Source organism: Candidatus Regiella endosymbiont of Tuberolachnus salignus (assembly GCF_964020115.1).
Taxonomy (GTDB): Bacteria; Pseudomonadota; Gammaproteobacteria; order Enterobacterales; family Enterobacteriaceae; genus Regiella; species Regiella insecticola.
In genome coordinates, this window is record NZ_OZ026542.1 from 1,200,397 (window position 1) to 1,226,214 (window position 25,818).

The 25,818-nt window shown below is 51.9% G+C and carries 33 protein-coding genes and 2 pseudogenes; 29 read left to right on the plus strand and 6 right to left on the minus strand.

Features of this window, described 5'->3' with window-relative positions; all coding sequences use genetic code 11:
• Positions 1 to 66 precede the first annotated feature (66 nt).
• From AACL30_RS06250 to AACL30_RS06265, 4 genes are all read left to right on the plus strand, one after another.
• Positions 67 to 2,238, plus strand: a complete 2,172-nt coding sequence (locus AACL30_RS06250) for a replication endonuclease (protein ID WP_339057545.1) — start codon at positions 67 to 69, stop codon at positions 2,236 to 2,238.
• A 176-nt stretch (positions 2,239 to 2,414) separates the two neighbouring features.
• A complete protein-coding gene (locus AACL30_RS06255; protein ID WP_339058008.1) occupies positions 2,415 to 2,780 on the plus strand; it encodes a DUF6516 family protein in 366 nt (121 codons plus the stop codon).
• A 2-nt stretch (positions 2,781 to 2,782) separates the two neighbouring features.
• Positions 2,783 to 3,160 (plus strand): MarR family transcriptional regulator, encoded by a 378-nt coding sequence (locus AACL30_RS06260; RefSeq protein ID WP_339058007.1) that lies wholly within the window; start codon positions 2,783 to 2,785, stop codon positions 3,158 to 3,160.
• A gap of 635 nt (positions 3,161 to 3,795) precedes the next feature.
• The gene (locus tag AACL30_RS06265) at positions 3,796 to 4,203 is read left to right on the plus strand and encodes a hypothetical protein (RefSeq protein WP_339058006.1); all 408 of its coding nucleotides are present in this window, start codon (positions 3,796 to 3,798) and stop codon (positions 4,201 to 4,203) included.
• 78 nt (positions 4,204 to 4,281) lie between these two features.
• Here AACL30_RS06265 and AACL30_RS06270 read toward each other — a convergent pair whose 3' ends face one another.
• The 3 genes from AACL30_RS06270 to AACL30_RS06280 all read right to left on the minus strand — a co-directional run bounded on the left by AACL30_RS06270 (position 4,282) and on the right by AACL30_RS06280 (position 7,420).
• Complete coding sequence (locus AACL30_RS06270; protein ID WP_339058005.1) at positions 4,282 to 4,488, minus strand: hypothetical protein; 207 nt, start codon at positions 4,486 to 4,488, stop codon at positions 4,282 to 4,284.
• Positions 4,489 to 4,595: 107 nt separating this feature from the next.
• Complete coding sequence (locus AACL30_RS06275) at positions 4,596 to 5,654, minus strand: phage portal protein (RefSeq protein WP_339058004.1); 1,059 nt, start codon at positions 5,652 to 5,654, stop codon at positions 4,596 to 4,598.
• On the minus strand, positions 5,654 to 7,420 hold the full coding sequence (locus tag AACL30_RS06280; protein ID WP_339058399.1) for a terminase large subunit domain-containing protein: 1,767 nt from the start codon (positions 7,418 to 7,420) through the stop codon (positions 5,654 to 5,656). The genes AACL30_RS06275 and AACL30_RS06280 overlap by 1 nt, the downstream gene beginning before the upstream one ends.
• 292 nt (positions 7,421 to 7,712) lie before the next feature.
• Between AACL30_RS06280 and AACL30_RS06285 the strand changes: the two genes are divergently transcribed.
• The 6 genes and pseudogenes from AACL30_RS06285 to AACL30_RS16450 form a co-directional block, all read left to right on the plus strand.
• A complete protein-coding gene (locus tag AACL30_RS06285; RefSeq protein ID WP_339058003.1) occupies positions 7,713 to 8,528 on the plus strand; it encodes a GPO family capsid scaffolding protein in 816 nt (271 codons plus the stop codon).
• 1 nt (position 8,529) lies between these two features.
• Entirely contained in the window at positions 8,530 to 9,585 is a 1,056-nt protein-coding gene (locus tag AACL30_RS06290; protein WP_339058002.1) for a phage major capsid protein, P2 family, read from the plus strand.
• A gap of 6 nt (positions 9,586 to 9,591) precedes the next feature.
• Positions 9,592 to 10,299: a phage terminase small subunit gene (gene gpM / locus AACL30_RS06295; protein WP_339057947.1), complete on the plus strand. Its 708-nt coding sequence runs from the start codon at positions 9,592 to 9,594 to the stop codon at positions 10,297 to 10,299.
• Between the two features lie 185 nt (positions 10,300 to 10,484).
• Complete coding sequence (locus tag AACL30_RS06300; protein ID WP_339057948.1) at positions 10,485 to 10,964, plus strand: head completion/stabilization protein; 480 nt, start codon at positions 10,485 to 10,487, stop codon at positions 10,962 to 10,964.
• A 36-nt stretch (positions 10,965 to 11,000) separates the two neighbouring features.
• The gene (locus AACL30_RS06305; protein ID WP_339057949.1) at positions 11,001 to 11,204 is read left to right on the plus strand and encodes a tail protein X; all 204 of its coding nucleotides are present in this window, start codon (positions 11,001 to 11,003) and stop codon (positions 11,202 to 11,204) included.
• A gap of 6 nt (positions 11,205 to 11,210) precedes the next feature.
• A pseudogene (locus AACL30_RS16450) lies at positions 11,211 to 11,309 on the plus strand (alpha/beta hydrolase); the annotation flags it as partial.
• Positions 11,310 to 11,312: 3 nt separating this feature from the next.
• Here AACL30_RS16450 and AACL30_RS06310 read toward each other — a convergent pair.
• Positions 11,313 to 11,441, minus strand: coding sequence for a hypothetical protein (locus tag AACL30_RS06310; protein WP_339057950.1), 129 nt, complete (start codon positions 11,439 to 11,441; stop codon positions 11,313 to 11,315).
• On the opposite strand from AACL30_RS06310, the gene AACL30_RS06315 reads away from it, so the two are divergent.
• From AACL30_RS06315 to AACL30_RS06330, 4 genes are read left to right on the plus strand one after another with little or no spacing between them, the layout of a single operon-like run.
• The gene (locus AACL30_RS06315) at positions 11,440 to 11,958 is read left to right on the plus strand and encodes a lysozyme (RefSeq protein ID WP_339057951.1); all 519 of its coding nucleotides are present in this window, start codon (positions 11,440 to 11,442) and stop codon (positions 11,956 to 11,958) included. The genes AACL30_RS06310 and AACL30_RS06315 overlap by 2 nt on opposite strands.
• Before the next feature lie 37 nt (positions 11,959 to 11,995).
• Complete coding sequence (locus AACL30_RS06320) at positions 11,996 to 12,412, plus strand: lysis protein (protein WP_339057952.1); 417 nt, start codon at positions 11,996 to 11,998, stop codon at positions 12,410 to 12,412.
• A 5-nt stretch (positions 12,413 to 12,417) separates the two neighbouring features.
• Complete coding sequence (locus AACL30_RS06325) at positions 12,418 to 12,876, plus strand: phage tail protein (protein WP_339058001.1); 459 nt, start codon at positions 12,418 to 12,420, stop codon at positions 12,874 to 12,876.
• Positions 12,873 to 13,316: a phage virion morphogenesis protein gene (locus AACL30_RS06330; RefSeq protein WP_339058000.1), complete on the plus strand. Its 444-nt coding sequence runs from the start codon at positions 12,873 to 12,875 to the stop codon at positions 13,314 to 13,316. Before AACL30_RS06325 ends, AACL30_RS06330 begins: the two co-directional genes overlap by 4 nt.
• Before the next feature lie 19 nt (positions 13,317 to 13,335).
• Here AACL30_RS06330 and AACL30_RS06335 read toward each other — a convergent pair whose 3' ends face one another.
• Positions 13,336 to 13,626 carry a BrnA antitoxin family protein gene (locus tag AACL30_RS06335; protein ID WP_006707757.1) on the minus strand — a complete coding sequence of 97 codons (291 nt, stop codon included), beginning with the start codon at positions 13,624 to 13,626 and terminating at the stop codon, positions 13,336 to 13,338.
• Entirely contained in the window at positions 13,592 to 13,879 is a 288-nt protein-coding gene (locus AACL30_RS06340) for a BrnT family toxin (RefSeq protein WP_176487125.1), read from the minus strand. The genes AACL30_RS06335 and AACL30_RS06340 overlap by 35 nt, the downstream gene beginning before the upstream one ends.
• 175 nt (positions 13,880 to 14,054) lie before the next feature.
• Here AACL30_RS06340 and AACL30_RS06345 point away from each other — a divergent pair, with 175 nt between their 5' ends.
• From AACL30_RS06345 to AACL30_RS06415, 15 genes and pseudogenes are all read left to right on the plus strand, one after another.
• The gene (locus AACL30_RS06345; RefSeq protein WP_339058398.1) at positions 14,055 to 14,648 is read left to right on the plus strand and encodes a phage baseplate assembly protein V; all 594 of its coding nucleotides are present in this window, start codon (positions 14,055 to 14,057) and stop codon (positions 14,646 to 14,648) included.
• Positions 14,645 to 14,992: a GPW/gp25 family protein gene (locus AACL30_RS06350; RefSeq protein ID WP_339057999.1), complete on the plus strand. Its 348-nt coding sequence runs from the start codon at positions 14,645 to 14,647 to the stop codon at positions 14,990 to 14,992. Before AACL30_RS06345 ends, AACL30_RS06350 begins: the two co-directional genes overlap by 4 nt.
• A complete protein-coding gene (locus AACL30_RS06355; RefSeq protein WP_339057998.1) occupies positions 14,992 to 15,900 on the plus strand; it encodes a baseplate assembly protein in 909 nt (302 codons plus the stop codon). The genes AACL30_RS06350 and AACL30_RS06355 overlap by 1 nt, the downstream gene beginning before the upstream one ends.
• A pseudogene (locus AACL30_RS06360) lies at positions 15,893 to 16,497 on the plus strand (phage tail protein I). The gene AACL30_RS06355 and the pseudogene AACL30_RS06360 overlap by 8 nt, the downstream one beginning before the upstream one ends.
• Positions 16,494 to 17,924 (plus strand): phage tail protein, encoded by a 1,431-nt coding sequence (locus tag AACL30_RS06365; protein ID WP_339057997.1) that lies wholly within the window; start codon positions 16,494 to 16,496, stop codon positions 17,922 to 17,924. Before AACL30_RS06360 ends, AACL30_RS06365 begins: the two are co-directional and overlap by 4 nt.
• Positions 17,921 to 18,547: a phage tail protein gene (locus tag AACL30_RS06370; protein WP_339057961.1), complete on the plus strand. Its 627-nt coding sequence runs from the start codon at positions 17,921 to 17,923 to the stop codon at positions 18,545 to 18,547. The genes AACL30_RS06365 and AACL30_RS06370 overlap by 4 nt, the downstream gene beginning before the upstream one ends.
• A 47-nt stretch (positions 18,548 to 18,594) precedes the next feature.
• A complete protein-coding gene (locus AACL30_RS06375; protein WP_339057962.1) occupies positions 18,595 to 18,717 on the plus strand; it encodes a hypothetical protein in 123 nt (40 codons plus the stop codon).
• A gap of 90 nt (positions 18,718 to 18,807) precedes the next feature.
• A complete protein-coding gene (locus AACL30_RS06380) occupies positions 18,808 to 19,977 on the plus strand; it encodes a phage tail sheath protein (protein ID WP_339057963.1) in 1,170 nt (389 codons plus the stop codon).
• 12 nt (positions 19,978 to 19,989) lie between these two features.
• The gene (locus tag AACL30_RS06385) at positions 19,990 to 20,505 is read left to right on the plus strand and encodes a phage major tail tube protein (protein ID WP_339057964.1); all 516 of its coding nucleotides are present in this window, start codon (positions 19,990 to 19,992) and stop codon (positions 20,503 to 20,505) included.
• A gap of 103 nt (positions 20,506 to 20,608) precedes the next feature.
• Positions 20,609 to 20,959 carry a phage tail assembly protein gene (locus tag AACL30_RS06390; protein ID WP_339057965.1) on the plus strand — a complete coding sequence of 117 codons (351 nt, stop codon included), beginning with the start codon at positions 20,609 to 20,611 and terminating at the stop codon, positions 20,957 to 20,959.
• A gap of 14 nt (positions 20,960 to 20,973) precedes the next feature.
• Entirely contained in the window at positions 20,974 to 21,093 is a 120-nt protein-coding gene (locus tag AACL30_RS06395) for a GpE family phage tail protein (protein WP_339058396.1), read from the plus strand.
• Complete coding sequence (locus AACL30_RS06400) at positions 21,086 to 23,776, plus strand: phage tail tape measure protein (RefSeq protein ID WP_339057966.1); 2,691 nt, start codon at positions 21,086 to 21,088, stop codon at positions 23,774 to 23,776. Before AACL30_RS06395 ends, AACL30_RS06400 begins: the two co-directional genes overlap by 8 nt.
• 12 nt (positions 23,777 to 23,788) lie before the next feature.
• The gene (locus tag AACL30_RS06405; RefSeq protein ID WP_339057651.1) at positions 23,789 to 24,253 is read left to right on the plus strand and encodes a phage tail protein; all 465 of its coding nucleotides are present in this window, start codon (positions 23,789 to 23,791) and stop codon (positions 24,251 to 24,253) included.
• Positions 24,250 to 25,326 (plus strand): phage late control D family protein, encoded by a 1,077-nt coding sequence (locus AACL30_RS06410; protein ID WP_339057652.1) that lies wholly within the window; start codon positions 24,250 to 24,252, stop codon positions 25,324 to 25,326. The genes AACL30_RS06405 and AACL30_RS06410 overlap by 4 nt, the downstream gene beginning before the upstream one ends.
• 83 nt (positions 25,327 to 25,409) lie before the next feature.
• The gene (locus AACL30_RS06415) at positions 25,410 to 25,640 is read left to right on the plus strand and encodes an ogr/Delta-like zinc finger family protein (protein ID WP_339057653.1); all 231 of its coding nucleotides are present in this window, start codon (positions 25,410 to 25,412) and stop codon (positions 25,638 to 25,640) included.
• Positions 25,641 to 25,818: the final 178 nt, after the last annotated feature.

The following is a 25,818-nucleotide window of genomic DNA, read 5'->3' on the forward strand; positions in this document are numbered from 1 at the left end:
CGATGACGGATGACACGCTATTGACTGCCCCTCACTTTTTATTATCGGCAAGGAAAAAAGAAAATAATGACCCCCCCGGCAGTCGAACTTTTGCAGCCCACCGCTTATCTCGGTCATGCGCCTTTTTGTTGGCGATGGAACGCGCCGAGAAAAAGTGTCAATCACTATCGGATGGAGGAACTCCCGCCAGAGCCTCTCACGCCGTTACAGCGGCTGATAGCTGAGGACGCACAGCGGCGACGGCGGCAGAAGCCGGCGTTAACCGAAGAGCAACAGATCAGACAACAGACGCTGCAAGACGTGATAGAAAAGGCCGAAGAGCGGCATTTGGTTCAAGAAAAGGCGCGGTGGCAAGCGAGACAGAACCAGCGCAGGCGGGTCAGCGAGCCGGCGTGGGCGGTGGAAGAAGTTTTAAAACAACAGCCAAAATTTATTCGCCAGCCGTTACAAAAGCGTCTTGATTATCTGCGCCGGGAAGCGGGCGATAAGCGTGCCGAGGCTTTTTTATTAAAGGGGGTCAAACCCGCTTTGCAGCGACTGGCAGCGCTGCGTGATAAGCAGCAGACGCCAGATTATCAGCAGGTCGCCGGTTGGGCGCGACTGGAGGGGTTGTTATGGCTGCCAGCGTTGTCGCGCAAGGAGGTGAAACGGCTCGCCACCTTGGTCGCTGGGCATATCGAGACTGTTTTTTGTTCTTTTGCTGACAGGTTACCAGCAGATAATACTGATCCGAATGAGATATTGCGGATTTATCAGCAGGTGGCCAATAAAGCCAAATGCTTTGCGATTACCCCGCCCTATTGGCACAGTTTAAATCAGACGATACAGCATCGGGGCAAGGTGCCTTATCATTTGATCCCCGGCGCCTTAGCCCGGCTCTGTTGTGCTGAGTGGTGGACGCGCCAATTGTGGCGTTTGCGTTGTGAATGGCGTGAGGAGCAACACCGGGCGAGTTGTTTGGTGCATAAACAGGCGTCGGCTTATGTCAGCCAGGATGCGTTGACCCGTAAGCGTGAGCAAGATCGCTGTGCCTTGGACTTTATCCGCTCGCATGAATTGGTGAATGAAGCCGGGGTGACACTGGACATGGAGCAGGTGGTAAAGCGCAGTACCAGCAATCCCCACTTGCGTCGACTGGAAATGATGACGACCGCCAAAGGGCTGGAAAATTTGGCCGAACAGCGCGGGGATTATGCGATGTTTTATACCGTTACCTGTCCGTCGCGTTATCACGCCACCTTGTCTTGCGGCAAACCCAATCCTAAATGGGCGCTCCAGACGGTGCGTGAGAGCAGTGATTATTTGGTCGATCTGTTTGCGGGCGTGCGTAAAAAAATGAACAAGCTGGGGCTGCGTTGGTATGGCGTGCGGGTTGCTGAACCGCATCATGATGGCACCGTGCATTGGCATTTGCTGTGTTTTATGGCGAGAAAAGATCGGGTTGCTATTACCGCGGTGTTACGTGAATTTGCTATCCGACGTGATCGCGAGGAGCTCGGCAAAAATATCAAACCGCGTTTTGATGTCAAGCCGGTACTGAAAAGCAAGGGCACGCCGACCGGTTATTTGACCAAATATGTGAGTAAGAATCTGGATGGCAGTGTGCTGAAAAGCGCCGCCGATCCGGCTACGGGGGAACCCTTATTGAGTCATGAGACCGGTAAGCCGCTTCATGAAGCGGTTGAACATGTCGTGGCGTGGGCGAGTTTGCACCGGGTACGGCAATTTCAGTTTTTTGGTATTCCGTCACGCCAAACTTACCGTGAATTACGTTTACTGGCCGGGCAGTTGCAGCGCAAATCAAAAACGAAGAAAAGGGGGCAACAGCTGGCAGATAAGGCGATGGATGAGGTGCTGGCTGCCGCCGATGCCGGGTGTATGGCCACCTATATACTCAAGCAAGGCGGGGTGTTGGTGCCGCGTAAAGACCATACTGTGCGCACTGCTTATGTGGCGTCGGATACCCTGAATGCTTACGGGGAGAAGGGCATGAAGATTTACGGTGTGTGGTCGCCCCGGCTGGGCATTGAGTCGCGGATTGGTACCCATGACGAGCGCTGGCAACGGGTACGTAAGGTGAAAAATGATAAGCAGCCTAATGAGGTGGTCGTTGCTGTTGACCTGCCGGACGGATTTTCCGTCCCTTGGACTCGGACTCGTGGCAATAACTGTCCCCTTGAACGAAAAGTGATCATACGGCAGAAGGTGAAAAAAGTAGCGGTGCCGATGCGGGTTTGAGGGGGATTGAGTAGGTGACGTCCCTCAACAAAAAAATCACGCTATCTGATAAGTATATTGACAAGATAGATGATAGCTGGCTACTGAGTAAGAGATGTGAAAACAATTTTAAAGCAGTTGCCTATAAGCTATTTAATAGTTATGATTAGGTCATAACTTAATAAAGGTGGCTCAGGATGGATATCGATAACGGATTGGATTATCTCTTAAGCCTTCATGGTACAAGGGTTAATCGTGATGATGGCTATTGGTGGAAAATTGAAGCGTGGATGGTTAAGAAAACACCATTTATTCCACACGGGATCCGTTATAGCTTGACACTACACGATAAATACAACACACGTGTCTTCGGTATAGATAACGCCCATGCGATTAAATTACCGAAAAAAGGAAAATATGTGGGGCGTGTTGTTTATGACCATCAACATAGAACTCCTTCGGATAAAGGATACCCCTATACATTTTGTTCTGAATTTCAATTGATTGAAGATTTTTTCACCAAAATTGACGAAATAATAAACACAAGAGAAACTCGAGGTTAAACATGAAAGCATTGATTGGTGTTATGCCAGAAGAAATCATCCGTAAGCGGGTATTATCAATTGCAAAAGGCGAATACCAACCACAAGAATGTGAGCCTAAAGTATGGTTTACTTCTATGATCGCGTTGGCTCAGGTTTTGAGTAACGAAAATATTGCATTGCTCAGACTCATGGATAAACAAAAACCAGAAACGATCAGCGAACTCGCCGCACTGTCAGGACGCCACATTAGTAATTTATCAACTACCTTAAAAACACTAAATAGCCATGGTTTTGTTGACTTTGAGAAAACAGGGCGCTCAGTAAAGCCTAAAGCATTGTTTACTGATTTTGAAATCATTGTTGATCAGCAAATGAATGCTCGTTTTTTTGCTGCGTAAATGGAAACTCTAAAAAACTGTAGTAGCTCAAATTTAACCTGACAGACACCAGTTAAATCATCGAATTTGTCGAGCAGTCCGACTGTCCGATGGTTCAAATAAATGTTAGCACTGTATTGACGTCGCACCCACTTAATCTGCTGCGAAAAATTTTTGTCCAATACCGTGTCATCGAACACAATATAGCCGTCTGGAGATGGCACCATATCACCCCTTACTTGCGCCCACACAGCGCTTCCCGTTACCTGGTCTTTTCACAAATAGCGTTAATCACATCGTGACTCATGTCTTGTATATGATCAACAAAATTCGTCAACGTATAATTATTCTGATTTATCTGATGCATTTTTGTGGGGAGGGAGTTTCGCCAAACATAATGTTTTTTGCCTTCCGCTGATAATCTTAAAATAATCAATAAATTCCTTGATCAAATCTACTGTGTTATCAGTATATTAAATTCTACCCTTTATCTATTAACTTTTGTTTGTATAACTCTTATTTTATATACATTAAAGGTATTGTTTATGCTTAGTTAATATTTATTAACATATAATATATTACAAATTAAATAATGAATTATATGGTGTAATATGGTAGCCGCAGAAGTAATATCGCTAAAGGGTTATGACATTGGTATGAATCCTGTATGCGAAAAGCCTACAGGATTTGTAAAACATATCAAAAGCGTAGGGAATGTATGCTGCGCTTTAACTAAAGCAGTGGTTAGCGTGGGTAAATGTGGATTAGGGCTTGGATTAAGTCTTACATTTGAGGCTACTCTTGTAGCAGTGAAATTGGTGAAGGGAGGAATTACATTAGCACTTGGCTTACCTACAGTCCCGTTTACTTTGGTGGGAGCTGTTACATATCTTAATTTAGACAATGATCGTCATAGATCTGTTGATTTTTTAGTGGTTCCCTGTGCTGTTGTAGTAGGGTTTCAAGCAGCATCAGTTGTTGCAGATTTTGTAACATTGGGTCCATTGCGAGACAAGGTTACTCCCGTTGTTAGGAGAGCTTGTAATTATCTGATTTTTGGCTAATCTCGTTATGAAATTATTTTTGCTCAATCAGTTAATTAATTTTTAGGTTTTTATATTGTCACTTTAATTGAAGAGTAATTAAGTGACGTTTTTTAACGAGTCAATAGCAAGATCGACGGCGCGGGAATTAATAAATTCAACGTTGTAACGACTCTCCGGAAGATGATTCAGAGGGTAACTGATGTATTTTTGTGGAGAGGCTGCCAGGAGCGGATAAAAAACCTCATTCAGAACCTCAAGCGTGCGCTCCCCGCCACGCCCCCGCGCTTTGGCTAATGTATGCATATTGTTGCACCCTTTTATCGGGGTTAAAATCGTTGATAGCCGCGGTTTTAACGGCAATGGTTGCCGCAAAAATGCTTGCAGATTGATGCAGTCTAGTCATGCACCCTTTACATTGAGGCATTTTCCACTAATTCATACGGCTTAAAGCGGATCACCTCTTCACCCAGCCAGGCATTGATTTCACTCAGCCGCTCTTGCAGGGGTGCTAATTCATTGATGGCAAACACCCGTGCTGCTTTTTCGATATCACCAAAGCCGCCGGTATTGTGCGGTAAAATGCCCATCAGTTGAGGCGGTACCCGCTGTGCCGCGAGTTGATCATCGCGCGTCACATTTTTAATGTTAATAAATTCATCTTTGGCCGCCACTTCTGCCAAGGGAATCAACTGTAACCCGTCTTTTTTCCCACCCGGCGCATACATAAACAAATTACGAAAATTCCCGGGTCCTTTGGCGTCTTTCATCGCTTGCCGCAAGCGATCAATGTCTTCTTGTTGATGCGCCGCATCGTTCATGTACAAAATAAAGCCGGCATGACTGCCATTAAGATAATATTTGCGCCGAAACAGCGTCGCCGCCTCATTCAGCCAGCTGGAATTGAGTGCCGCCAAATAATCGGGCACGCCGTAGATTTCCTGATTAATATCAGGGTCGAGCAGATGAAACACGCTATGTGCGGTAAAGCGATGCGGATCTGCCCAGGATTGCACATACCAATGGGTACCGGGCTCCACGCCACAACGGGTATATTTGGCGGGACTGGGCGCCAGTTTGAGCACCCCACCCAAGCGGTTGGTACGCACCTCTAAAAAGGCATTAGCAAACACCAGAAAATCCAGCGCATAGCGGCTAAAATCCTGTTTGGATAAATAGCGATGCGGTTGAAACAGGCTGACTAACAGATTGCGTTTCATGTAAATCGGTGAGCTGTGATGCACCGCGGCGCGAAAAGATTTCGCCAGCCCCTGAAATGACACCGGCGGCTCATACCACTGTTCAACTACGGCACATTCCAGATAATCCAACATATCGCGTTGATCGAGCATCGGGATCGGATCGCCAAAGGTAAAGGCTTCTACCCGCGGCGGCGTCGTTTGCTTCATGGGCTGGGTGGCGATAGGGTGTCTCTTTTTTCTATTGAAGGGGTGACATGAAACAGGACGCATTAAAATATCTCCATAAAACTGCGGTTATTGGCGGTGATCCCCGCCAGTGGCTCATTAAACAGCGCGTGCATAATCGCCCAGGCGACATCGCCATGACTGGTGCCCTCAGCACGGTTAGTCACATAGGTGGCACGTTGACTGCGGGGCGTCAGCGTTTTGCGGATCGACATAAAGGCTTTAGCGATAGCAATTTGGCTCGCATCAAATTCCAACCGACCTGAGGTAATCACATCCTTGGCCTTATAAATCAGATCGGTTTTCATCTCGACGGTATAATGGATCGCTTGCACCGCGGGAAAAAATTGCCTTACCAGCTGGGTCACGGATCGCCCCAGGCCAGTATCATCAATGCCGATATAGCTGACCTGATAGCGCTCCGTCAGCGTTTGGATCTGCCGCGCCTGCTGAGCAAAATCCATACCGTGCCATTGAAAGCGCTCTAATACACGAAATTTACCGCCGGCCACCGTTGGCGGGGCGATCACCGCACAGCCCGAGGCATCGCCGGTACTGGCCGGATCGTAACCGATCCACACCGATTGATGCCCATAAGGCCGCCTGGCCAGTAATTTCACATCCGGCCACTGCTCCCCACTGTCGACCATACAACGCTGCATTTCTTTCATCGGAAACACCGATTGCGCATCATCAATAAACTGACAGAGAAACAGATTGGCAAAATCGTCCTCACTGTTCTCACGCCGCAACTGAGTGATATCAAAGCGATCACACCCGCCGGCCAGCGCATCCTCCAGCGTGACAATCTGCTTGTACTGCCCGTCAGCACAGAGTGCTCCCGCGGCCAAATGCGGATAACTGACATCCACTTCAAGGCGTTGCTGTTTCGCGCGGCCGTGATGAAACAGCGTGCCCCGCCAAAATGGGTAGGCTTCATGATTGACGCTGGACGGGGTAGAAAAATAGGTTTGCCGGTACTGTTTTTGTGACGCCATGCCCGAGGCGGCGCGGCGGAGCTTTTGAAAGCCGGGGATCCAAAAATATTCATCCACATACAGATTACCGGAACGCCCCTGCGCGGTATTGGTATTGGTGCCTAAAAAATGCAGTTCAGCCCCATTGGGCAAGCTGATCGGATCCCCGCGCAGCTCGACACCCACGGTGGCGGCAAAATCAACAATATAATGTTTAAATTGATGTGCTTGCGCCTTCGAGGCAGAAATAAACATCTGATTACGCCCGGTGCGCAGCGCATCGAGCAGGGCTTCGCGGGCAAAATAAAAGGTGGCACCGATTTGCCGTGATTTCAGCAGATTACGAATGCGAAAGCGATCATCTAACCCGGCCTGATACCAACGGCGCTGATAGGCAAACAGTGAGGCCTGAAATACGCTTTCTAGCTGGCTGATCTGCTCGTCTGAAAACCCGTTTTTTACCGGCGGTGGGCGCTTTCTTCGGTTGAGATGAGAACGGTTGGGATTAAGATCCGCTTCATTACCGCTCTGATGGTATTTGCCGATCCGCGCCTGCCGTTCGGCCTGTCGCCCCAAGGCATCCAACTCTTTAAAATCACGGCCACTCTTGGCTTCAAGCGCCACCAATTGACAATAGCGCGCCGCGGTGGTCAGCTGCATTTTCTCCAACGCACCATACTGATCCCACTTATCACGACGCTTCCAACTGTGTAATGTGGCAGACTTGATCCCCAACCGTTGGGCGATCCCCGCCACGCTGTGTCCCTGCCAATACCAATACATCGCTTGCCTGCGCGGATCGAGCGGATCGGGGAGGAGGGTAAGATTGTCCATGCAAAAATAGCCTGTATACCCTTCGCCCTTGAAGCCGCCGCGTTGTTGGCTGCGAGCGTTCGCCCGAATCACGTAGTAGTCTACGCTCATCGAGTCTCACGCCCTGGCCGCCTAGCGGCAACTTCAAAGACTGTGGGTATTAAGAGAGTGTTAATCCGCTAAGGCTACCGTGCAAACGCCCCGCCCTCTCTCGCCACACCCTGTGTGAGCACTAAGACAACCGCTACCGATTGTTTGCCAGCGGCCGGGTTGCCATGCTAGATCGCATTATTGTTAACCGGAGCCAACAAAAATGGCCACATCCCGCTTTTTCCGCGCCGCCGTCGAGGGCGCTACCAGTGACGGTCGCCGCATTTTACGGCAACACATTATCGACATGGCCGAAAGCTACAACCCGTCTTACCGCGGCGCCCGCGCCAATCTGGAACACATTAACAGCTTGTTACCGGATAGTCCTTTTCGCGCCTATGGCGACATCGTAGCAACAAAATATGAAGAAATTAGTGAGGGGCGGCTGAAAGGAAAAATGGCGCTATTGGTGCAGATCGACGCTACCGAGGAACTGGTTAAGCTGCGGGAAACCCGGCAAAAGGTGTACGCCAGCATTGAATACGTACCCGAGTTTGCTGACACCGGTAAAGCCTACCTCACCGGTATCGCTTTTACCGATAACCCGGCCTCCTTGGGCGCAGAAATGCTCACCTTTTGTGCTAACAGTCCCTCCCACCCGTTAGCCTCCCGCAAAAGCCAACCCGAGGCCGTTTTTACTGCTGCGGAAGAAATCAGCTTAACCTTTGAAGACGCCGCCAAACCGGCGCTGTTTAACACCGTCAAGGCGCTGTTTGGCAAAAAAAACCGCAGCGATGACGCCCGTTTCACCGATATCCATCAGACCATTACCCTGATAGCAGAGCAGCAGCAACAGCTCACTGAAAAATGGGCTGACGTGACCGCGCTAAAAAGCACAATCACGGCATTACAAACGCAGCAGGGGACAACTCAGCAAAGCTTAACGGCACTCAACCAGCAATTACTTAACGCGGATCGCAGTGCCCCCCTTCGCCCCCTCACCACCGGTGCCGATACCCCTCACTTGACGGATTGCTAACATGAAAAAAAACACCCGCTACCACTATAACCAGTATCTTCAGCAGGTCGCGACGCTCAATACGCTGGAAAACACCGCGGATATCGCGACAAAATTCACTGTAGAACCGTCGATTGCCCAACGCTTAGAGGCCAAACAACAAGAAAGCAGTGCTTTCCTGTCAAAAATCAACCTGTTTCCGGTCGATGAACAAACCGGCGAAAAAATAGGCTTAGGCATTGAACGTCCCATCGCCAGTACCACCCATACCGGCGAAAAAGAACGCACGCCCGCCGATCCCACTACCCTGGACAATCACCCTTACCGCTGCACACAAACCAACTTTGATACCGCGCTCAGCTACCAAAAGCTGGACATGTGGGCAAAATTTCCTGACTTTCAACGGTTAATCCGCGATGCCCTGGTGAAACGCCAAGCGCTGGATCGCATCATGATTGGCTTTAACGGCATCAAACGGGAAACCACCTCCAATCCAACGCAACATCCGTTGTTACAGGATGTCAATATCGGCTGGCTACAACATATCCGCGAACAGGCCGCCACCCAGGTGATGAGTAAAATCATCAATGCGGACGGGCACGTGATCTCAAATCACATCCGCATCGGTCAAGGCGGTGATTTTGCCAATCTGGATGCGCTGGTGATGAATGCTGTTGATGAACTGATCGAAATCGGGTTTCAGGATGACACCGAACTGGTGGTGATCTGCGGTCGCGCCTTGCTGGCCGATAAATATTTTACGATTGTCAACCAGATCCAAGCCAACAGCGAAAGCCTCGCGGCCGATATGATTATCAGTCAAAAACGCCTTGGGGGTTTACCCGCTGTCCGGGCGCCTTTCTTCCCGGCTAACGCCATGCTGATAACCCGTCTCGATAACCTGTCGATTTACTGGCAAGAAGGCACCCGCCGCCGCGCCCTGATTGACAACCCGAAACGGGATCGGGTGGAAAATTTTGAATCAGTGAATGAAGCCTATGTGGTGGAAGACTACGGCTGCACGGCACTGATTGAAAATATCGTGATAGGTGATATTACGCCGCCTGCCGAGGGGTAACAGGCCATGAGCAACCCGGCACGTCGTCATAAACAGTTTGTGGCTGCCCAGCAAGCGATACCATTGCGTGAGATCGCGGCAGGGCACCCTGCCAGCCCCTACGACTTATTATTATTTCAGTTGCAGCAAGATTTACTGCAGTTAAAAAGCATTGAATCGCTCAGCCGCAAAGCGGAAGTCAAACGCACCTTGCTGCCGACCTATTTACCGTGGGTCGCCGGGGTACTGGCCGGCGGCAGCGGCACCCAAGATGCGATCCTGATGCGGATGCTGATTTGGCAACTGGATATCGGCGATCTGGCCAGCGCTCTCGATATTGCTGACTACGCCATCCACTATGATTTAGTGCCTCCGGACAGCTTCCAACGTTCCACCGCCTGCTTAATCGCCGAAGAAGTGGCGGCGGTGGCAGGCCGAACCCTGCTCGAAAAACGCCCGCTGGATACGGCCTCCTTGTTACGGGCGCAACACCTTTTACGTGGGCAAGACATGCCCGATCAGGTTAACGCCCGACTGCATAAAATGCTCGGTTATGCCTTGCGTCAAGACGGGGACTATCAACAGGCCTGTCTTCATTTAAAACAGGCTCTCACCCTAGATCCCCGCAGTGGGGTGAAAACCGATATCAAACAGCTAGAAAAGTGTCTTCAGACAGAAAAATTACCGCAGACGGTACCCCCGAACGCCCACGGCGAGGGCGGCACAGGCCAGTGATAGGCTATTTTTCTATCAATGAGCCTGTCCACCGCCCCTTATCCCCTTCGCCTTTCAAGCTACGGCGGCGTTGGCAGCTCACTCTTATCCCAGTCATGTACTATCTGTACACTCCTGGGATTCGATTGATTGCCGCCTTGCCGTAACTCGAAACGCATTGGGCATATATATTGAGAGAACGGACGATGGTTAGCATTGCAATCAATCCCATCACGGATGAAGCGGCGCGCAACAAACCGCAGCACATCAAAAATAACGGCTTCTGGCCGGATCTCGATCTACAGCATTACCGGGATACCATGCGCCAAGACGGCACGCTGACCCCCGCACGTTTGCGGGAAGCCGCCCAATTTGCTCTCAATGAAACGCATCATCGGCTCGCCCAATGGCAAAAAAAACAACAACAGGCGGGCTATACCGCCCTGGTTGAGGTTCCCGGCGAGCAGGTGGACGATGAAAACGCCCGCCTTCACCTTTACCGCCGCGCCGTCTATTGCCTGATACAGGCCACGGTAACAGAACGATTTCGCAGTTTTGACGCCACCGCAACAGGCGATAAACGCGCCGATGCGCTCGAAACCCGCATTGAACACCTTCGCCGCGATGCCGCCTGGGCAATACGTGATCTGCAAGGGCTTCCCCGCGCCACCATTGCATTGATTTAACTTTGTAAACAACAGCACGAGAAGGGCTCACCGTGAATGAAAATTTTTGCCCAACAAAACGACACCGTAGACGCCCTGTGCTGGCGTTATACCCGGCGTACCGACGGCATCACCGAACAGGTCTTCGCCCTCAACCCGGGCCTTGCGGACATCGGCGTGATCTTACCGCACGGCACCGCAGTAGAGATGCCTTCGGCGCCCCCTGCTCCGCTCAAACAAGGACTACAACTGTGGGATTAACACACAATGGACAGACACACCGCCTGGCTTTCGTATTTATCCGCCTGGCTACTCACCTGTTTGGGTGCCTGGACGTTACAGGACTGGGCGACCCTGATTGGTCTGGCGTTAGGCATCGGCACCTACCTCAATAACCGCTACTACAAAAGGCGCGAAGATCAACGCCAACAGGAAATGCACGACCTCCAGCGCCAACACCTGACCGAACATGCCCATCAAGCTCACGGGGATCAGCATGCGCCACCTCAGTAAAAAAGTCTATGCGTTGATCGCTGCCGGTGCCAGTACTGCGATCCTGCTCGCACAATTCTTGCAAGAAAAAGAAGGCAACCGGCTGCAAGCCTATCAAGACAGTGCAAATATTTGGACAATCTGCCGCGGGGCGACACGGGTGGAGGGTCAGCCGGTCACGCCGGGGATGCAACTCAGTCGCGAAAAATGCGAGCAAATTAACCAATTTGAAGTGGACAAAGCGATTGCCTGGGTCGAACAGCATATCAAGGTGCCCTTAACCGACGTGCAGAAAGCCGGGATTGCTTCGTTTTGCCCCTATAACCTCGGCGCGAGTAAATGCACGGCGTCCACTTTCTATCGCAAACTCAATGCCGGTGACTATCAAGGCGCCTGTGCAGAAATTAAACGCTGGATTTTTGATGGCGGCAAAGATTGTCGCCTCCGTGCCCATAACTGCGCCGGTCAAGTGATAAGACGTGCGCAGGAAAGTGAGCTGACCTGTTGGGGGAGCGATGTTTAACCGAGGTTGTTTTATTCTGATGAGCCTCATTCTGCTGATGAGTCTGGCTGCGGGGTATTATCACTTTGAGTTAGCAAAAAAAGAAAATATCATCAAAAGAATAACGGATGAGCGTAACAACGCACTGATCATCATGGAAGGAATAAAAAAGCAGCACCAACAGCTCACCGCACTTGATAACCAACACACCCAGGAATTAACCCATGCCAAAACGCAGCTGGCAGCGCTTGAACGTGATGTTAATGATAAGCAGCGTAGGGTGCAGCTCAATGCCACCTGTCCCCTGTCCCCGGCCACTGCCCCCACCGGCCTGGATGATGGCACCCGCGCCCGACTTAACGACACCGCTATCAAACATTATTTCCATCTCCGAGAGCGTATCGACACCGCGACGCAGCAAATAGCCGGATTACAAGACTATATCCGCCAAGTCTGTCTTAAGGCAGAAGGATAACCCGCATGTTAAAACCCGATTCACTGCGCCAAGCCCTCACCGACGCCGTCCCTTATCTCAAACAAAATCCCGATAGCCTGCATATTTTTATTGACCGGGGGACTATCGTCTCCACGCTGGCCGCCTCTTTGTCCTTTGAATATCAATACACACTCAATCTGATCATCACCGATTACAGTGGCGACGCCGATACCCTCTTTGTGCCGATTTTACACTGGTTACGCCGCCATCAGCCGGACAGTATGGCCCATCATGATAAACGGGCTGAGGGCTTCACCTTTGAAGCCGATCATATCAATCACAGCCTGCGTGATATCAGCATCAATCTCAAACTGACCGAACGGGTGATCGTCAAAGAACAACAGGGGATGTTACAGGTCACCCACAAGGATGAACCGCCGGATCCGGATACCACTGACCTTCACTATGAACTTTTTATCAAAAAAGAAAAAGTGGCACCATGACCGCTGATCCACTGAGCCAAGCGCTCGCTCACCTGCTGAAACAATTATCGCCGGCACGCCGAAAAGCCTTCACTCGCCAGATAGCCAAACAATTACGGCAGCGGCAAAAGCAGCGTATCCAAGCACAACAGGCGCCCGATGGCACCCCGTTTGCACCGCGCAAGCAAAAACGCCGTGATAAACACGGACGCATTAAACGCAAGATGTTTACCCAATTACACACCGCCCGCTTTTTAAAGCATAACAATAGCGTCGATGAAGCCACAGTGCGTTTTGCGCGCCCTGTCACACCCGTAGCACGGGTGCATCATTATGGCCTGCGAGATAAAGTCGCGCGCAACGGCGTCACCGTACGTTATGAACGCCGTCCGCTACTGGGGTTGACTGATAAGGATATTGAAAGGATCACTGATATGGCGTTGGTGCATTTGGTGGGGTAGACTTTTTCACTAACAGATATCAAATCATACCGTGTGACTTAGCATAATCACGTAGTGCTTCATTCATTCGTGTTTGCCATCCGTCACCTTGAGCACGATATGCACTGATTATATCAGAATCAATCCGCAATTTGATCGGCTCTTTTGGATTCAGTAATTTTGGTCTGCCACGTGCCCGCATAACTTTTGCCGCACCTTCTTTGCCAAAAAGTTCGGTCAAAACATCAGCAGCAGGGCGAGCGCGGGCGAAATCTTTATCACTCCATTCAGGATTATCATTCATTATGTCTTCGCTGATTCTTTTGTTCATATCTTTTTATCTCCCGTGAGTTTGCTTTACGTAAGCTGATCACGTGTACCTTACTGTTACGGGGTGTAAATACTAACATATACAGCCGATCACCAATGAAACCCAGAGCTTGAAATCGACGTTCAGGATATTCTTTCCGTTTATCCTCAACTATCAATGCATTTGAAATTTCGAAGTCACGTGCCATATCAAACGATAAATCTCGTTCAATAATATTTTTTTCATTTTTGCTCAGGCTGTAAGAGATATCCATATAATTAAATGTACCCCCAATAAATAGCATAAAGCAAGTAATATTTGCGGATATCTTGCATAAAATTTATGGGTATTTGACTTTACATCTCAGTCTAAAAATATCTCCTCCTGTCCCACTCCCCACACAACGCTGTTCACATGCTCCCGCGCCCGATAGGCGGCACACTGAGGGCATGAAAACCTTCAATCACGCAGACTATCAACGCCGCCTGGCAAATTTGATCCGCATTGGCACGGTATCGGCAGTCGATACGACACAAGGCCGGTGCCGGGTAAAAACAGGCGAGTTAGAAACCGATTGGCTACACTGGCTGACCTCACGTGCGGGTCACATCAAAATGTGGTCAGCGCCCTCAATTGGCGAGCAAGTGCTGATCCTCAGTATCAGCGGTGAATTGACCACAGCGTTTGTATTACCGGCGATTTTTTCCGATGCCAATCCGGCACCGTCGGCCTCAGAAGCAGCGATCCTGCTCTGCTTCTCCGACGGGGCGCAATGTCATTATGAGCCTAAAACGGGTCACTTAGCGGTCACTGGCATCAAAACGGCAACGATAACCGCCGCCACCTCGATCACGCTGGACAGCCCGGTAGTCACCTGCACCCAACAGCTTATCACCGATTCCCTGCAGGTTAACCGGGGTGGCACCCTCCGCGGCGACCTCACCCACGGGGGCGGCAATTTGATCTCTAACGGTATCACTTTGCACCGCCATCAGCACCCTGGGGTGCAAGGGGGCAAGGATCAGACGGGAGCACCGACATGACTTATCTTGGCATGCACCGCCACAGTGGCAACGCGATCAGCGACAGGGCACATCTTCGTCAATCGATCAACGACATTTTAATCACCCCGCTCGGCTCCCGTGTGATGCGCCGGGATTACGGATCGCTGCTCTCTCGCCTGATCGACAACCCGCAAAGTCCCACACTCCAGCTTAAAATGAAGGCGGCGATTTACAGTGCCCTATTACGCTGGGAAAACCGCATCACATTAAACGCCATTACCCTTACCTCGGCTATCAACGGCAACATGCAAATCGACCTCAGCGGTCATCAACGCGATAGCGGCGTGCCTTTTACGCTCTCATTGCCGATAGGAGGACAATAATGCCCAGCCTGGATTTAAGCTTACTGCCGGCACCGCAGGTCGTGGAGCCACTCGATTTTGAAACGCTCTTCAAGCAGCGTAAAGCAACGTTTATTGCCCTATCGCCCCCGCCGCAGCAGGCGGCGCTCAGCCGAACGCTCAACTATGAATCCGAGCCTATCACCAAACTGCTGCAAGAAAGCACGTACCGTGAATTAGTGTTACGTCAACGGATTAACGATGCCGCGCAGGCGACAATGTTAGCCTATGCCAAAGGCGCCGATTTGGATCAGCTGGGTGCCAATTACCAGGTGAAACGCTTGACGCTGCACGCGGCGAAACCTGACGCGATCCCGCCGCGTGCCGCACTCACCGAAAGTGATAGCGATTTTCGCCTCCGTATTCAACAAGCTTTTGAAGGCTTCAGCGTAGCCGGCCCCCGCGGTGCTTACGAATTTCATGCCCGCAGTGCGGATGGTCGGGTAGCCGATGCCTCAGCAATCAGCCCCTCACCCGCTTGCGTCACCCTCACGGTCTTATCGCGAGAAAATAACGGTGCGGCGTCCGCAGACCTGTTAGCCCGGGTTAACGCCGCACTCAATGATGAAAATATCCGCCCGGTGGCCGATCGCCTGACCGTCCAATCGGCCACCATTATCGATTACCGCATTGACGCCACATTGACCCTCTACCCTACCCCCGAAGCTGAACCGATCCGCGCGGCGGCTGAAAATCGACTCAAGGCTTACGTCAACGCCCAACGGCGTTTAGGGCGTGATATCCGCTTGTCGGCGATTTATGGGGCGCTGCATGTTGAGGGGGTACAGCGGGTAGTTCTGGCGGCACCCTTGCGTGATGTGATCTTGGATAAAACGCAAGCCGCCTATTGCCGCAGTTATCGCTTAACCCTAGGCGGTTGTGATGAATAACAGCTTACTGCCGCCGGGCTCCTCGGCAGTAGAAATCGCGGCGGCGCAAGCTTGTGCGGGCTTGAGTGATATGGCGGTTCCCCTGCGCTCCTTGTGGGATGCCGACCGCTGCCCTGTCGCCTTACTGCCTTACTTGGCCTGGGCGTGGTCAGTGGATCGCTGGGATGAAAGCTGGTCAGAGGAGACCAAACGGACGGTGGTCAAGGCAGCCTTTTATGTGCATAAACACAAAGGCACCATTGCGGCGCTGCGTCGCGTGGTGGAGCCGCTGGGTTACCTGATCCGTGTTATCGAGTGGTGGCAAAATAATGACCCGCCTGGGACATTTCGGCTGGATATCGGCGTACTTGACACCGGCATCACCGAAGCCATGTATATCGAACTGGAACGCCTGATTGATCAGGCCAAACCGTGTAGTCGTCACGTGATTGGCCTCTCCATCCAGCTGGCTACCTCGGGCTCCGCCTATGTGGGTGCCGCCTGCTATGAGGGGGATGAACTCACGGTGTATCCCTACCTCCCCGCCTTACCGTGACCGGTACCACGTACCGCGGCGGCGCTGTCCATTTAATTGACTATCTGAGTATCACTTCATGAACGAAAAATTTTATGCTGTCATCACCCATCAGGGCGCCGCCAAACTGGCCAATGCGACGGCATTGGGGATACCGTTAAAAATAACACACATGGCGGTCGGCGACGGTGGGGGGAGCTTACCCACACCCGATCCGCGTCAAACCCAACTTATCAATGAGCACCGCCGCGCGGCGCTCAATTCGCTGAGCATCGACCCCATTAACCCCCATCAACTGATTGCCGAACAAGTGATCCCCGCCGCCGACGGGGGATGGTGGATCCGAGAAATCGGCTTATTTGACCACGACGGGACGCTTATTGCCTTGGCCAATTGCCCCGAAACCTACAAACCGCAAATTCAGCAAGGCAGTGGTCGTACACAAACCTTGCGTATGGTACTGATTGTCAGTAGCACGGCGGCCATCACACTCAAAATCGATCCTTCAGTGGTGGTGGCGACCCGTCGCCATGTGGATGATAAGCTGATTGAAGTCAAAGCCTATGTGGATAATTTACTGTCAGTACATGAAAAATCACGCAACCATCCCGATGCCAGTAAAAAAGAAAAAGGGTTTGTTATTCTCAGCAGTGCTACCGACAGCGACAGTGAAACGCACGCTGCGACCCCCAAAGCAGTCAAGACCGCTTATCAATTAGCCCGTGATGCCAATAACAACGCCAATACTAAACTGACCAAAGCGCTCAATGGCGCAGACATTCCTAATAAACTCCACTTTCTCACCCATTTGGGGATCAGCAATAATCTGGTTCCCGTGGGGATGCCGATGCCTTGGCCACTCGAGTGGATACCGCCCGGCTACGCCTTGATGGTCGGGCAAACTTTCAATACCGCGCACTACCCGTTGTTAGCGAAAGCCTATCCTAACGGGGTTATCCCGGATATGCGTGGCTGGACGATAAAAGGCAAACCGGCCAGTCGTAAGAGTTTGTCGCAAGAACAAGATGGCAATAAACACCATAGCCACCACGCTAGCGTTGCTAGCACTGATCTGGGGACAAAAACAGTCAGTCAGTTCGATTACGGCACGAAAACCAGCGCATCATTTGATTACGGAACAAAAACAACCAGCCACTTTGATTATGGCACCAAAGGAACCAACATCGCCGGTGCCCATACCCACGGTGTTCCGCAGGGACACAATATGGACAGGGGAAACTATATCTATGCCTCAGGGGATGACTATACCAGTGAGGTGTTTTCTTGGCCTCAATCGGCTTCAGCCGGGGCGCACAGTCATACCGTTGGCATTGGCGCACACCATCATACGGTGGGTATTGGCGCACATCACCATACTGTCGGCATTGGCGCGCATAACCACAGGGTTGCTCTCGGTGCTCATTCCCATGTCATTCACATTAAGGGTGACGGTAACGCGGAAACCACCGTAAAAAATATCGCCTTTAACTACATTCTGAGGTTAGCATGAATCCCTTTTCTTTTTCAGAGCATGATCGCCTCCTTAGCCTGTATCATTACGCGGCAGAAACCGGAGAATATTGCGGCCAAAAAGAAGTTTTTATCCCGGCGCATACCGGATTACCCCAGTACTGCACCGAAAATGCCCCACCGCCTTTGATGGAGGGGGTTGTTGCGGTATTTGACGGTGAGCAATGGAAAAAAGTGGACGATCATCGCGGGAAAAGGGTTTATCACATCAAAACCGGCCACGCCTTTTTGATGACAGCGATAGGGGCATTAGACGCAGAAATCACCTTGCAAAAGCCCTCGAGCCCCTTTGACCACTGGAACGGCACCGGCTGGGTTCTTGATAAGGATAAACTGGCCGCCGCCGCGCGCCGTTATCGCAATGCCTTTATCATCGCCACTGATGGACTGACGCTGATTGACTACTCTATTGAAGATCGCCCCCTCACGCCTGAACAACGGGGCGAGTTAATGGCAGTACGCGCGGCCTATAAAGCCTGGCCAACGCAAGCAAACTGGCCGTTGATTGCGCTTCCAGACCTGCCGCACTGGCTATTGATTGAAGCCGTCAATAACGGCTATGTGGTGCCGACCTGGCCGCCTGTTCACGCTACGGTAGCGTGATCACTTTTTTCTGATGCAGCAAAGTCAGTAAAAGCCGGATATACCCAATGAATTTCGAGTTACGGCAAGGCAGCCAGGGGGTGAGACCGATGAGCGTAGACATACTACGTGATTCGGTGAGCACCCGCAGACAACAAAGCCGTAACTTGAAAGGCGAAGGGTATAGATGACAGTGTCCCACGCTCCACACACCCGGAACCCCCTGCGCTCAGCGACAAAACCCGGCACACTAGCGGAAATCGTAACTGGAGATCCGCTCAATGCCGCCACTTTATCACCATGGTGTCAGTGTACAAGAAATCAACGAAGGCACCCGCCCCATTACCCCTGTTAGCACCGCCATTGTAGGCATGGTCTGCACCGCTGACGATGCCGATGTCACTGCCTTTCCACTCAATACCCCGGTTCTGCTCACCGATGTGCTCACGGCCAGTGGCAAAGCGGGTGAAACCGGCACCTTAGCCCGTGCGCTCGAGGCCATTGGCGATCAAATTCAGCCGGTTACCGTGGTCGTCCGGGTGGCACAAGGGGAAAGTGAGGCCGAAACCACCACCAATATCATTGGCGGCACCACCCCTGAGGGGCGCAAAACCGGCCTGCCCGCCCTGCTCGCTGCCCAAGGTCAATGTGGCGTCAAACCGCGTATTCTCGGTGTGCCGGGGCATGATACCCCCGCCGTAGCAACGAAATTGTTGTCCATTGCGCAGAGCCTGCGCGCATTCGCTTACCTCAGTGCCTATGGCTGCAAAACGAGCGATGAGGCACTGAACTACCGCAAAAATTTTAATCAACGTGAAGCCATGTTGATTTGGCCGGATTTTCTCAGCTGGGATACGGTGACCAAGACAGAAAACACCGCCTGGGCAACCGCACGGGCGCTCGGTCTGCGCGCGAAAATTGACCAACACACCGGCTGGCATAAAACCCTCTCCAACGTCGGTGTTAACGGGGTGACCGGCATTTCAGCCGATGTCTATTGGGATCTGCAAAACCCCGCCACCGAGGCCAATATATTGAATCAACATGCCGTTACCACGCTGATCCGCCAAGACGGCTACCGCTTTTGGGGCTCGCGTACCTGCTCCGATGATCCGCTGTTTCAGTTTGAAAACTACACCCGCACCGCGCACGTGCTGGCCGATACCTTAGCGAACGCTCATCTGTGGGCGATGGGCAAACCGATCCACCCCTCCTTAATCAAGGATGTGGTCGAAGGCATCAGCGCCACCTTTCGGGCGCTAAAATCGGCGGGGTATCTTATCGACGGCCACTGCTGGTTTGATGACAGCGTCAATGACAAAGATGCCCTCAAAGCCGGCAGATTGGTGATTGATTACGATTACACGCCGGTGCCGCCGTTAGAAAATCTAACATTGCGGCAACGTATTACTGATCGTTATCTTATCAACTTGGCACAACAGGGCGCGTAAGGAGAAAAGAGCATGGCATTACCACGCAAACTTAAATATTTTAACCTGTTTAACGACGGCGATAATTACCAAGGTGTCGTCGAATCCATTACCTTACCCAAACTGGTACGCCAACTGGAAGCCTATCGCGGGGGCGGCATGAACGGCAGCGCCAAAATTGATCTCGGTCTGGAAGAAGGCGCGATAGACATGGAATGGACGCTGGGCGGCGTCGAAGCCCAAGTGTATCGACAATGGGGCTGTGCCAAAATTGACGGCGTGCAACTGCGCTTCGCCGGCTCTCTGCAACGCGATGATACCGGGGACATCACTCAGATTGAAGTGGTGACACGCGGGCGTCATCAGGAAATTGACAGTGGCGATTACAAACAGGGCGACAACTCCCAAACCAAAATTGCATCCAAAAATACCTATTACAAATTAACCCTTAATCACAAGGTGATCATCGAAATTGACACCCTCAATATGATTGAAATCGTGGAGGGCGTCGACGTGCTCAAAGAACATCGACGTGCCATTGGATTATGATCGCTTATTTTATCGGATCTTCCCAGGCCAATGCCTTCTTACAATAGCATGACAGTGTCATTTGCGAGCCTGATCGCATTCTTATCTATTAATGGAATAAAACATGAGCAAATCGATAGCGAAATCACCGAACGCGGTTATTATCGACGGTGAAGAAAAAAACAAAACCGCGCGCAGCGTCACCTTGGATAGCCCGCTCGTTCACGGGGATACCCGAATTACTGACATCAGCGTACGCAAACCGCTGGCCGGTGCCTTACGCGGGGTAAAATTGCAAGCGTTATTAGAAACCGATGTGGATGCCCTGATGATCGTGCTTCCGCGGGTGACCACGCCGTCGTTGACTCAAAGTGACATCATGGCCTTGGATCCGGGCGATTTGTATCGCCTCAGTGTCGAGCTGATTTATTTTTTGTTACCGAAGTCGGTGCTGTCCAGTTTCCAACCGGATTAACGGTAGGATCCTTGATGGCCGACATTGCGATGTTGTTTCACTGGCCGCCCTCCGTGATGCTCGACATGACTTTAACGGAATTACTGGATTGGCGTGAAAAAGCGCTGCGGCGCCGGGAGAGACGGGATGAGTGATAAACAGCTCCGACTTCAGGTGGTGATGAGTGCGGTAGACAAAGTCACCCGCCCGCTCAAACGGATGCAGGCGAGCCATCATCACCTGGCAACGGCGGTAAAAACGTCCCGTGATGCCTTAAAACGGCTGAATGCGGCCGGGGGCAAGCTCACCGCCTTTCAATCACTGCAAGGCACGCTGAAAAAAGTGTCCACTGAATTAGGCAGTGCGCATCTACAAGCCCAGCGGATGGCACAAGCGATGTCAGGGGTCACCGCACCGACGAAAAAACAAACCAACGCGCTAGCAGCTCAATGGAAAGCGGTCAGTCAGCTAGAACAACAACAACGCCGTGAAACCGCCCAATTACAACACTACCGCGCCCAGCTGTACCGGATGGGGATATCGGCCAAAGACAGTGCGGGCGCCACTGCGCGCCTGCGCCGAGAAACGGATCGTTACACGCAGCGCTTAGCGCAACAAACCCGTCGCTTAAAACACGCCACAGACCAGCAACAGCGGCTGACGGCGGCGAAAACCCGTTACCAGCACATCAAAGAGACCCGCCATCGCGTGGCGGGGACGGGGGTTTCGGCCACGGGGGCAAGCATGGCGATGGGGCTGCCGGTGCTCACCGCAGTAAAACGCTATAGTGATATTGAAGAGGCCATGAAAGGGGTGGCCAAACAGGTGAGTGGCTTACGTGACGACAACGGCCAGCGTACCGCGCCATTTTATGAACTGCAAAAAGCCATCAAAGACGCCGCCGAGCAGCAACCGCTCGAAAACGGGGCGGTGGATTTTGCTGCCTTAGTGGAAGGGGGTGCCCGCATGGGCGTTACCCAAGGCAGCAGCACCTGGCAAGAACAAAAAGAGAACCTGCTTAATTTTGCTCACACCGCGGCCAAAGCGGCTAAAGCGTTTGAATTACCGGCGGGGGAACTGGCAGAAGACTTAGGCACCATCGCCGGCTTGTATAAAATCCCGATTAAAAATATCGAAGCTTTGGGCGATACCCTCAATTTTTTGGATGATAACACCCAATCCAAAGGCGCTGATATCATTGAGGTGCTCAAACGCATGGGTGATGTGGCCGATAAAATGGACTTCAGGCAAGCCGCGGCCTTGGGCTCCGCCTTCCTGTCGCTGGGGGCTGCGCCCGAAATTGCCGCCAGTGCCAGCAAAGCGATGGTGCGGGAACTGGGGATCGCCACCCTAAAAACCAAGGACTTTCAAGCGGCGATACAGCGTCTGGGTCTCAATGCAAAAGCCCTGCAACGGGGCATTGCGCATGACGCCATCGGTACCCTGCAAACCGTCCTGGCTAAAATCAAAAAACTGCCCAAAGACCAGCAACTGGTTAACATGACACTGATTTTTGGCAAACAGTTTGGCGATGATGCCACCAAATTGGGACTCAATAGTGAAGAATTGAGCCGCCAACTCGCCTTGACACGCAGTCAAAAAGCCACCGGCTCCATGCAACGCGAATCCGATATCGACAAAGACTCCCTTTCTGCCCAATGGTTATTATTCAAAGCCGGGGTCAACAACACCTTATCCAGTCTCGGTGAAACCTTGCGCAGGCCGCTGCTGGATAGTATTGAAAAAATGAAAGCCGTCACTGACAAAATACGCCATTGGGTAGAAGAAAACCCCAAACTGGCGGCCACCTTGATGAAAGTGGCGGTGGGGCTGACGGTTGTCACCGCAGGTGTAGCGGCGCTCGCCTTATCGCTGGCGGCGGTGTTAGCCCCGCTGGCGGTATTAAAATTCACTTTTTCCCTGCTGGGAATCAGTCTGTTACCGGCGTTATCTCAGGGTGTTAGCAAAATCGGTCAAGTGATTGCGGGGTTAGCACGTGCCTCGCTCCCCTTACTGACAACCGGTCTGCGCGTGATGGGAGCAGCGCTGATGGGGTTACTGACGCCGATAGGACTGGCCATAGCAGCACTGGCGGGTACCGCAATCGCCTTAACGCTTTACTGGCAGCCGATAACCGCATTTTTGCGGCGCGGGGTCGAAGAATGTAAGCAAGCCGCCGCGTCGATCAAGGCAGCGTTATCCTCCCTCTCAGGCTGGCTAGCCGAAAAGGGAAAGCAGCTTGGGGAGGGGTTATCCGCCGGGATCACCTCGGCACTGACGCCACTTAAACGGTTAATGGACGGGGTATCGTGGTTATTAGCAAAATTAGGCGTGCTTGAAGCCAAATCGGCGCGATTGCCCGCGGTTAGCGCAGCACAACCCGCGCTCTCCCGCCCAAAGCATTACACCGATCCCCTCTATCATGCTTATAAACAAACTTACTTCGGGCAATACGATCAGGGCGGGGCGATCCCGCGGGGAAAATGGGGGGTCGTTGGGGAAAAGGGTCCCGAAATCGTCACCGGCTCGGCGCATATCCTCAGCCGCAAAAAAACCGCGGCACTGGCAGCCACCGCAGGCATGATGTTAACCGGCTATCAGGCCAGCGCGGCACCCTTACACCCCCAGAGCTTACCGGCAGCAGCGTATCGCCCTCGTGCAGTCACACCGTCACCTTACCGTCACGTCACTCCGGTGTCGATTCATGCGCCGATACAGATTATTGCGCACGCCCACCACCGCCCTCAGGATATCGCGCGGGAAGTGGCACGCCAGTTAGACCAACGAGAACGGCAGGCGCTCGCCAAAATAAACAGCCGTTATCAAGACAGTGATTAAAGGAGCCCGCACATGATGATGGCACTAGGATTATTTGTTTTTATGTTAACCACGCTCCCCTATCAAGAATTTAAACATCAGATGGCCTGGCGACACCCGAGCAACAGTCGCGTAGGCCAACGGCCACAAAGCCAATTTCTAGGGGCTGACGATGAAATTATCACCTTAAGTGGGGTGCTCTACCCTGAACTGACCGGGGGACGCCTTTCCTTGCTGGGACTGCAACAGATGGCCAACACCGGCAAAGCCTGGTCGCTTGTCGAAGGCAATGGCACCCTTTATGGCCTGTTTGTTATTGAAAGCCTCAGTTGCAACAAAAGTATTTTTTTCAGTGATGGCAGCGCGCGAAAAATAGAGTTTACCCTGACATTAAAACGGTCCGATGAAACGCGGCAAGACTTATTGGGCGATCTGGCAGAGCAGATTGAGGCGTTGCCTGAGAAGATAGCCAGCAGCGCCAGGTCGTTATTATCATGATCCCTTTCGACACTCTACCGTGCTCAGGTCGCCTACACCCCGCTTATCGCATTGATGTGGAGGGAAAGGATATCACCTCGACCCTGCAACCCCGTCTCATGTCACTCACCCTGACGGATAACCGCGGCTTTGAAGCCGATCAACTCGATCTGGAACTCGATGACAGTGATGGCCAACTCACCTTACCCCGCAGAGGGGTGAGACTCTCGGTGTCATTAGGTTGGCAAGGCGAAGCTCTGATCCACAAAGGCAGCTTTACCGTCGATGACATTGAACACAGCGGCGCCCCGGATAAATTAACCCTGCGGGGGCGCAGTGCCGATTTTAGGGACAGCTTAACCCTTCGTCGTGAACAGTCCTACCATCAAGTCACCCTCGGCGACATCCTCACCCTGATTGCCCAGCGTAATAAACTCACCACAGCGCTAAATAGCACGTTGGCCGCGATAACGATTGAACACATCGACCAAACGAATGAATCCGATGGCCATTTTATCACCCGCTTAGCTGAGCAGCAGGGCGTGATAGCGGCGATAAAAAACGGTAAATTGCTCTTTATGCGGCCAGGCCAAGGAAAAACAGCGCGTGGCAAACCGATCCCTGCCATCACCCTCACGCGCAATCAGGGGGACAGCCATCACTTCAGTGTCGCTGACCGCGAGGCGTACAGTGGGGTGGTGGCGCATTGGCTCAACACTCGCGGCACAAAAAAAGAAAGCGTGAACGTCAGACGGAAAAAAGATAACCAGAGAGAAAAAAAAGGCCGCACGCTGATCGGCACCGATGACAATGTTTACCTGCTGCGTCATACCTATGCGACAAAAACCAATGCAGAGCGGGCGGCACAGGCAAAATGGCAACAACTGCAACGGGGCGTGGCGAAATTCTCTCTTCAGCTTGCCCAAGGTCGGGCTGACCTCATCCCCGAAACCCCGATCAACGTCAGCGGATTTAAAGCGGAAATCGATCAGGCCAACTGGATACTCACGACTGCCACGCACACCTTAAATGACCAGGGTTTTACCACCGCGCTCACCCTGGAAGTCAAAATAGATGCCCTCGATAGCGCCTGACAGCGGATGACTTTTTATCAACAATAACATAGTATTAGGGTAACACTGACCCGAGTCAGGATGAGTGACCGAAGACCCCGATCATGATGAATTGTCCTCTTTGCCAACAAGCCGCCCACACCCGCACCAGCTTCTACGTCTCCAGCACCACCAAAGAACGCTATCAGCAATGCACCAACATCAATTGCGGTCATACCTTTATCACCATGGAAACTTTTGTGCGCTCCATTGTAAAACCACAGAATGTGCAATCAGCGCCGCCCCACCCGGCAAAAAACGCGCAGGTGGGGTTTTGTTTTGAGGGAGGGGGGTGATTAATGGTGATGAATACAGATGGAATTGATTCATGAGCCAAAGTAAAGTGACTCGGTTCCATGGGACTATAGATAGGACTAAAATACAAGGTAATTAAAATATTTACCTTTAATTACCTGTAGTTAAATCATGAAATCAAATCCCCCCAGCACAGTGACCGGACAATCGCATAAAAAC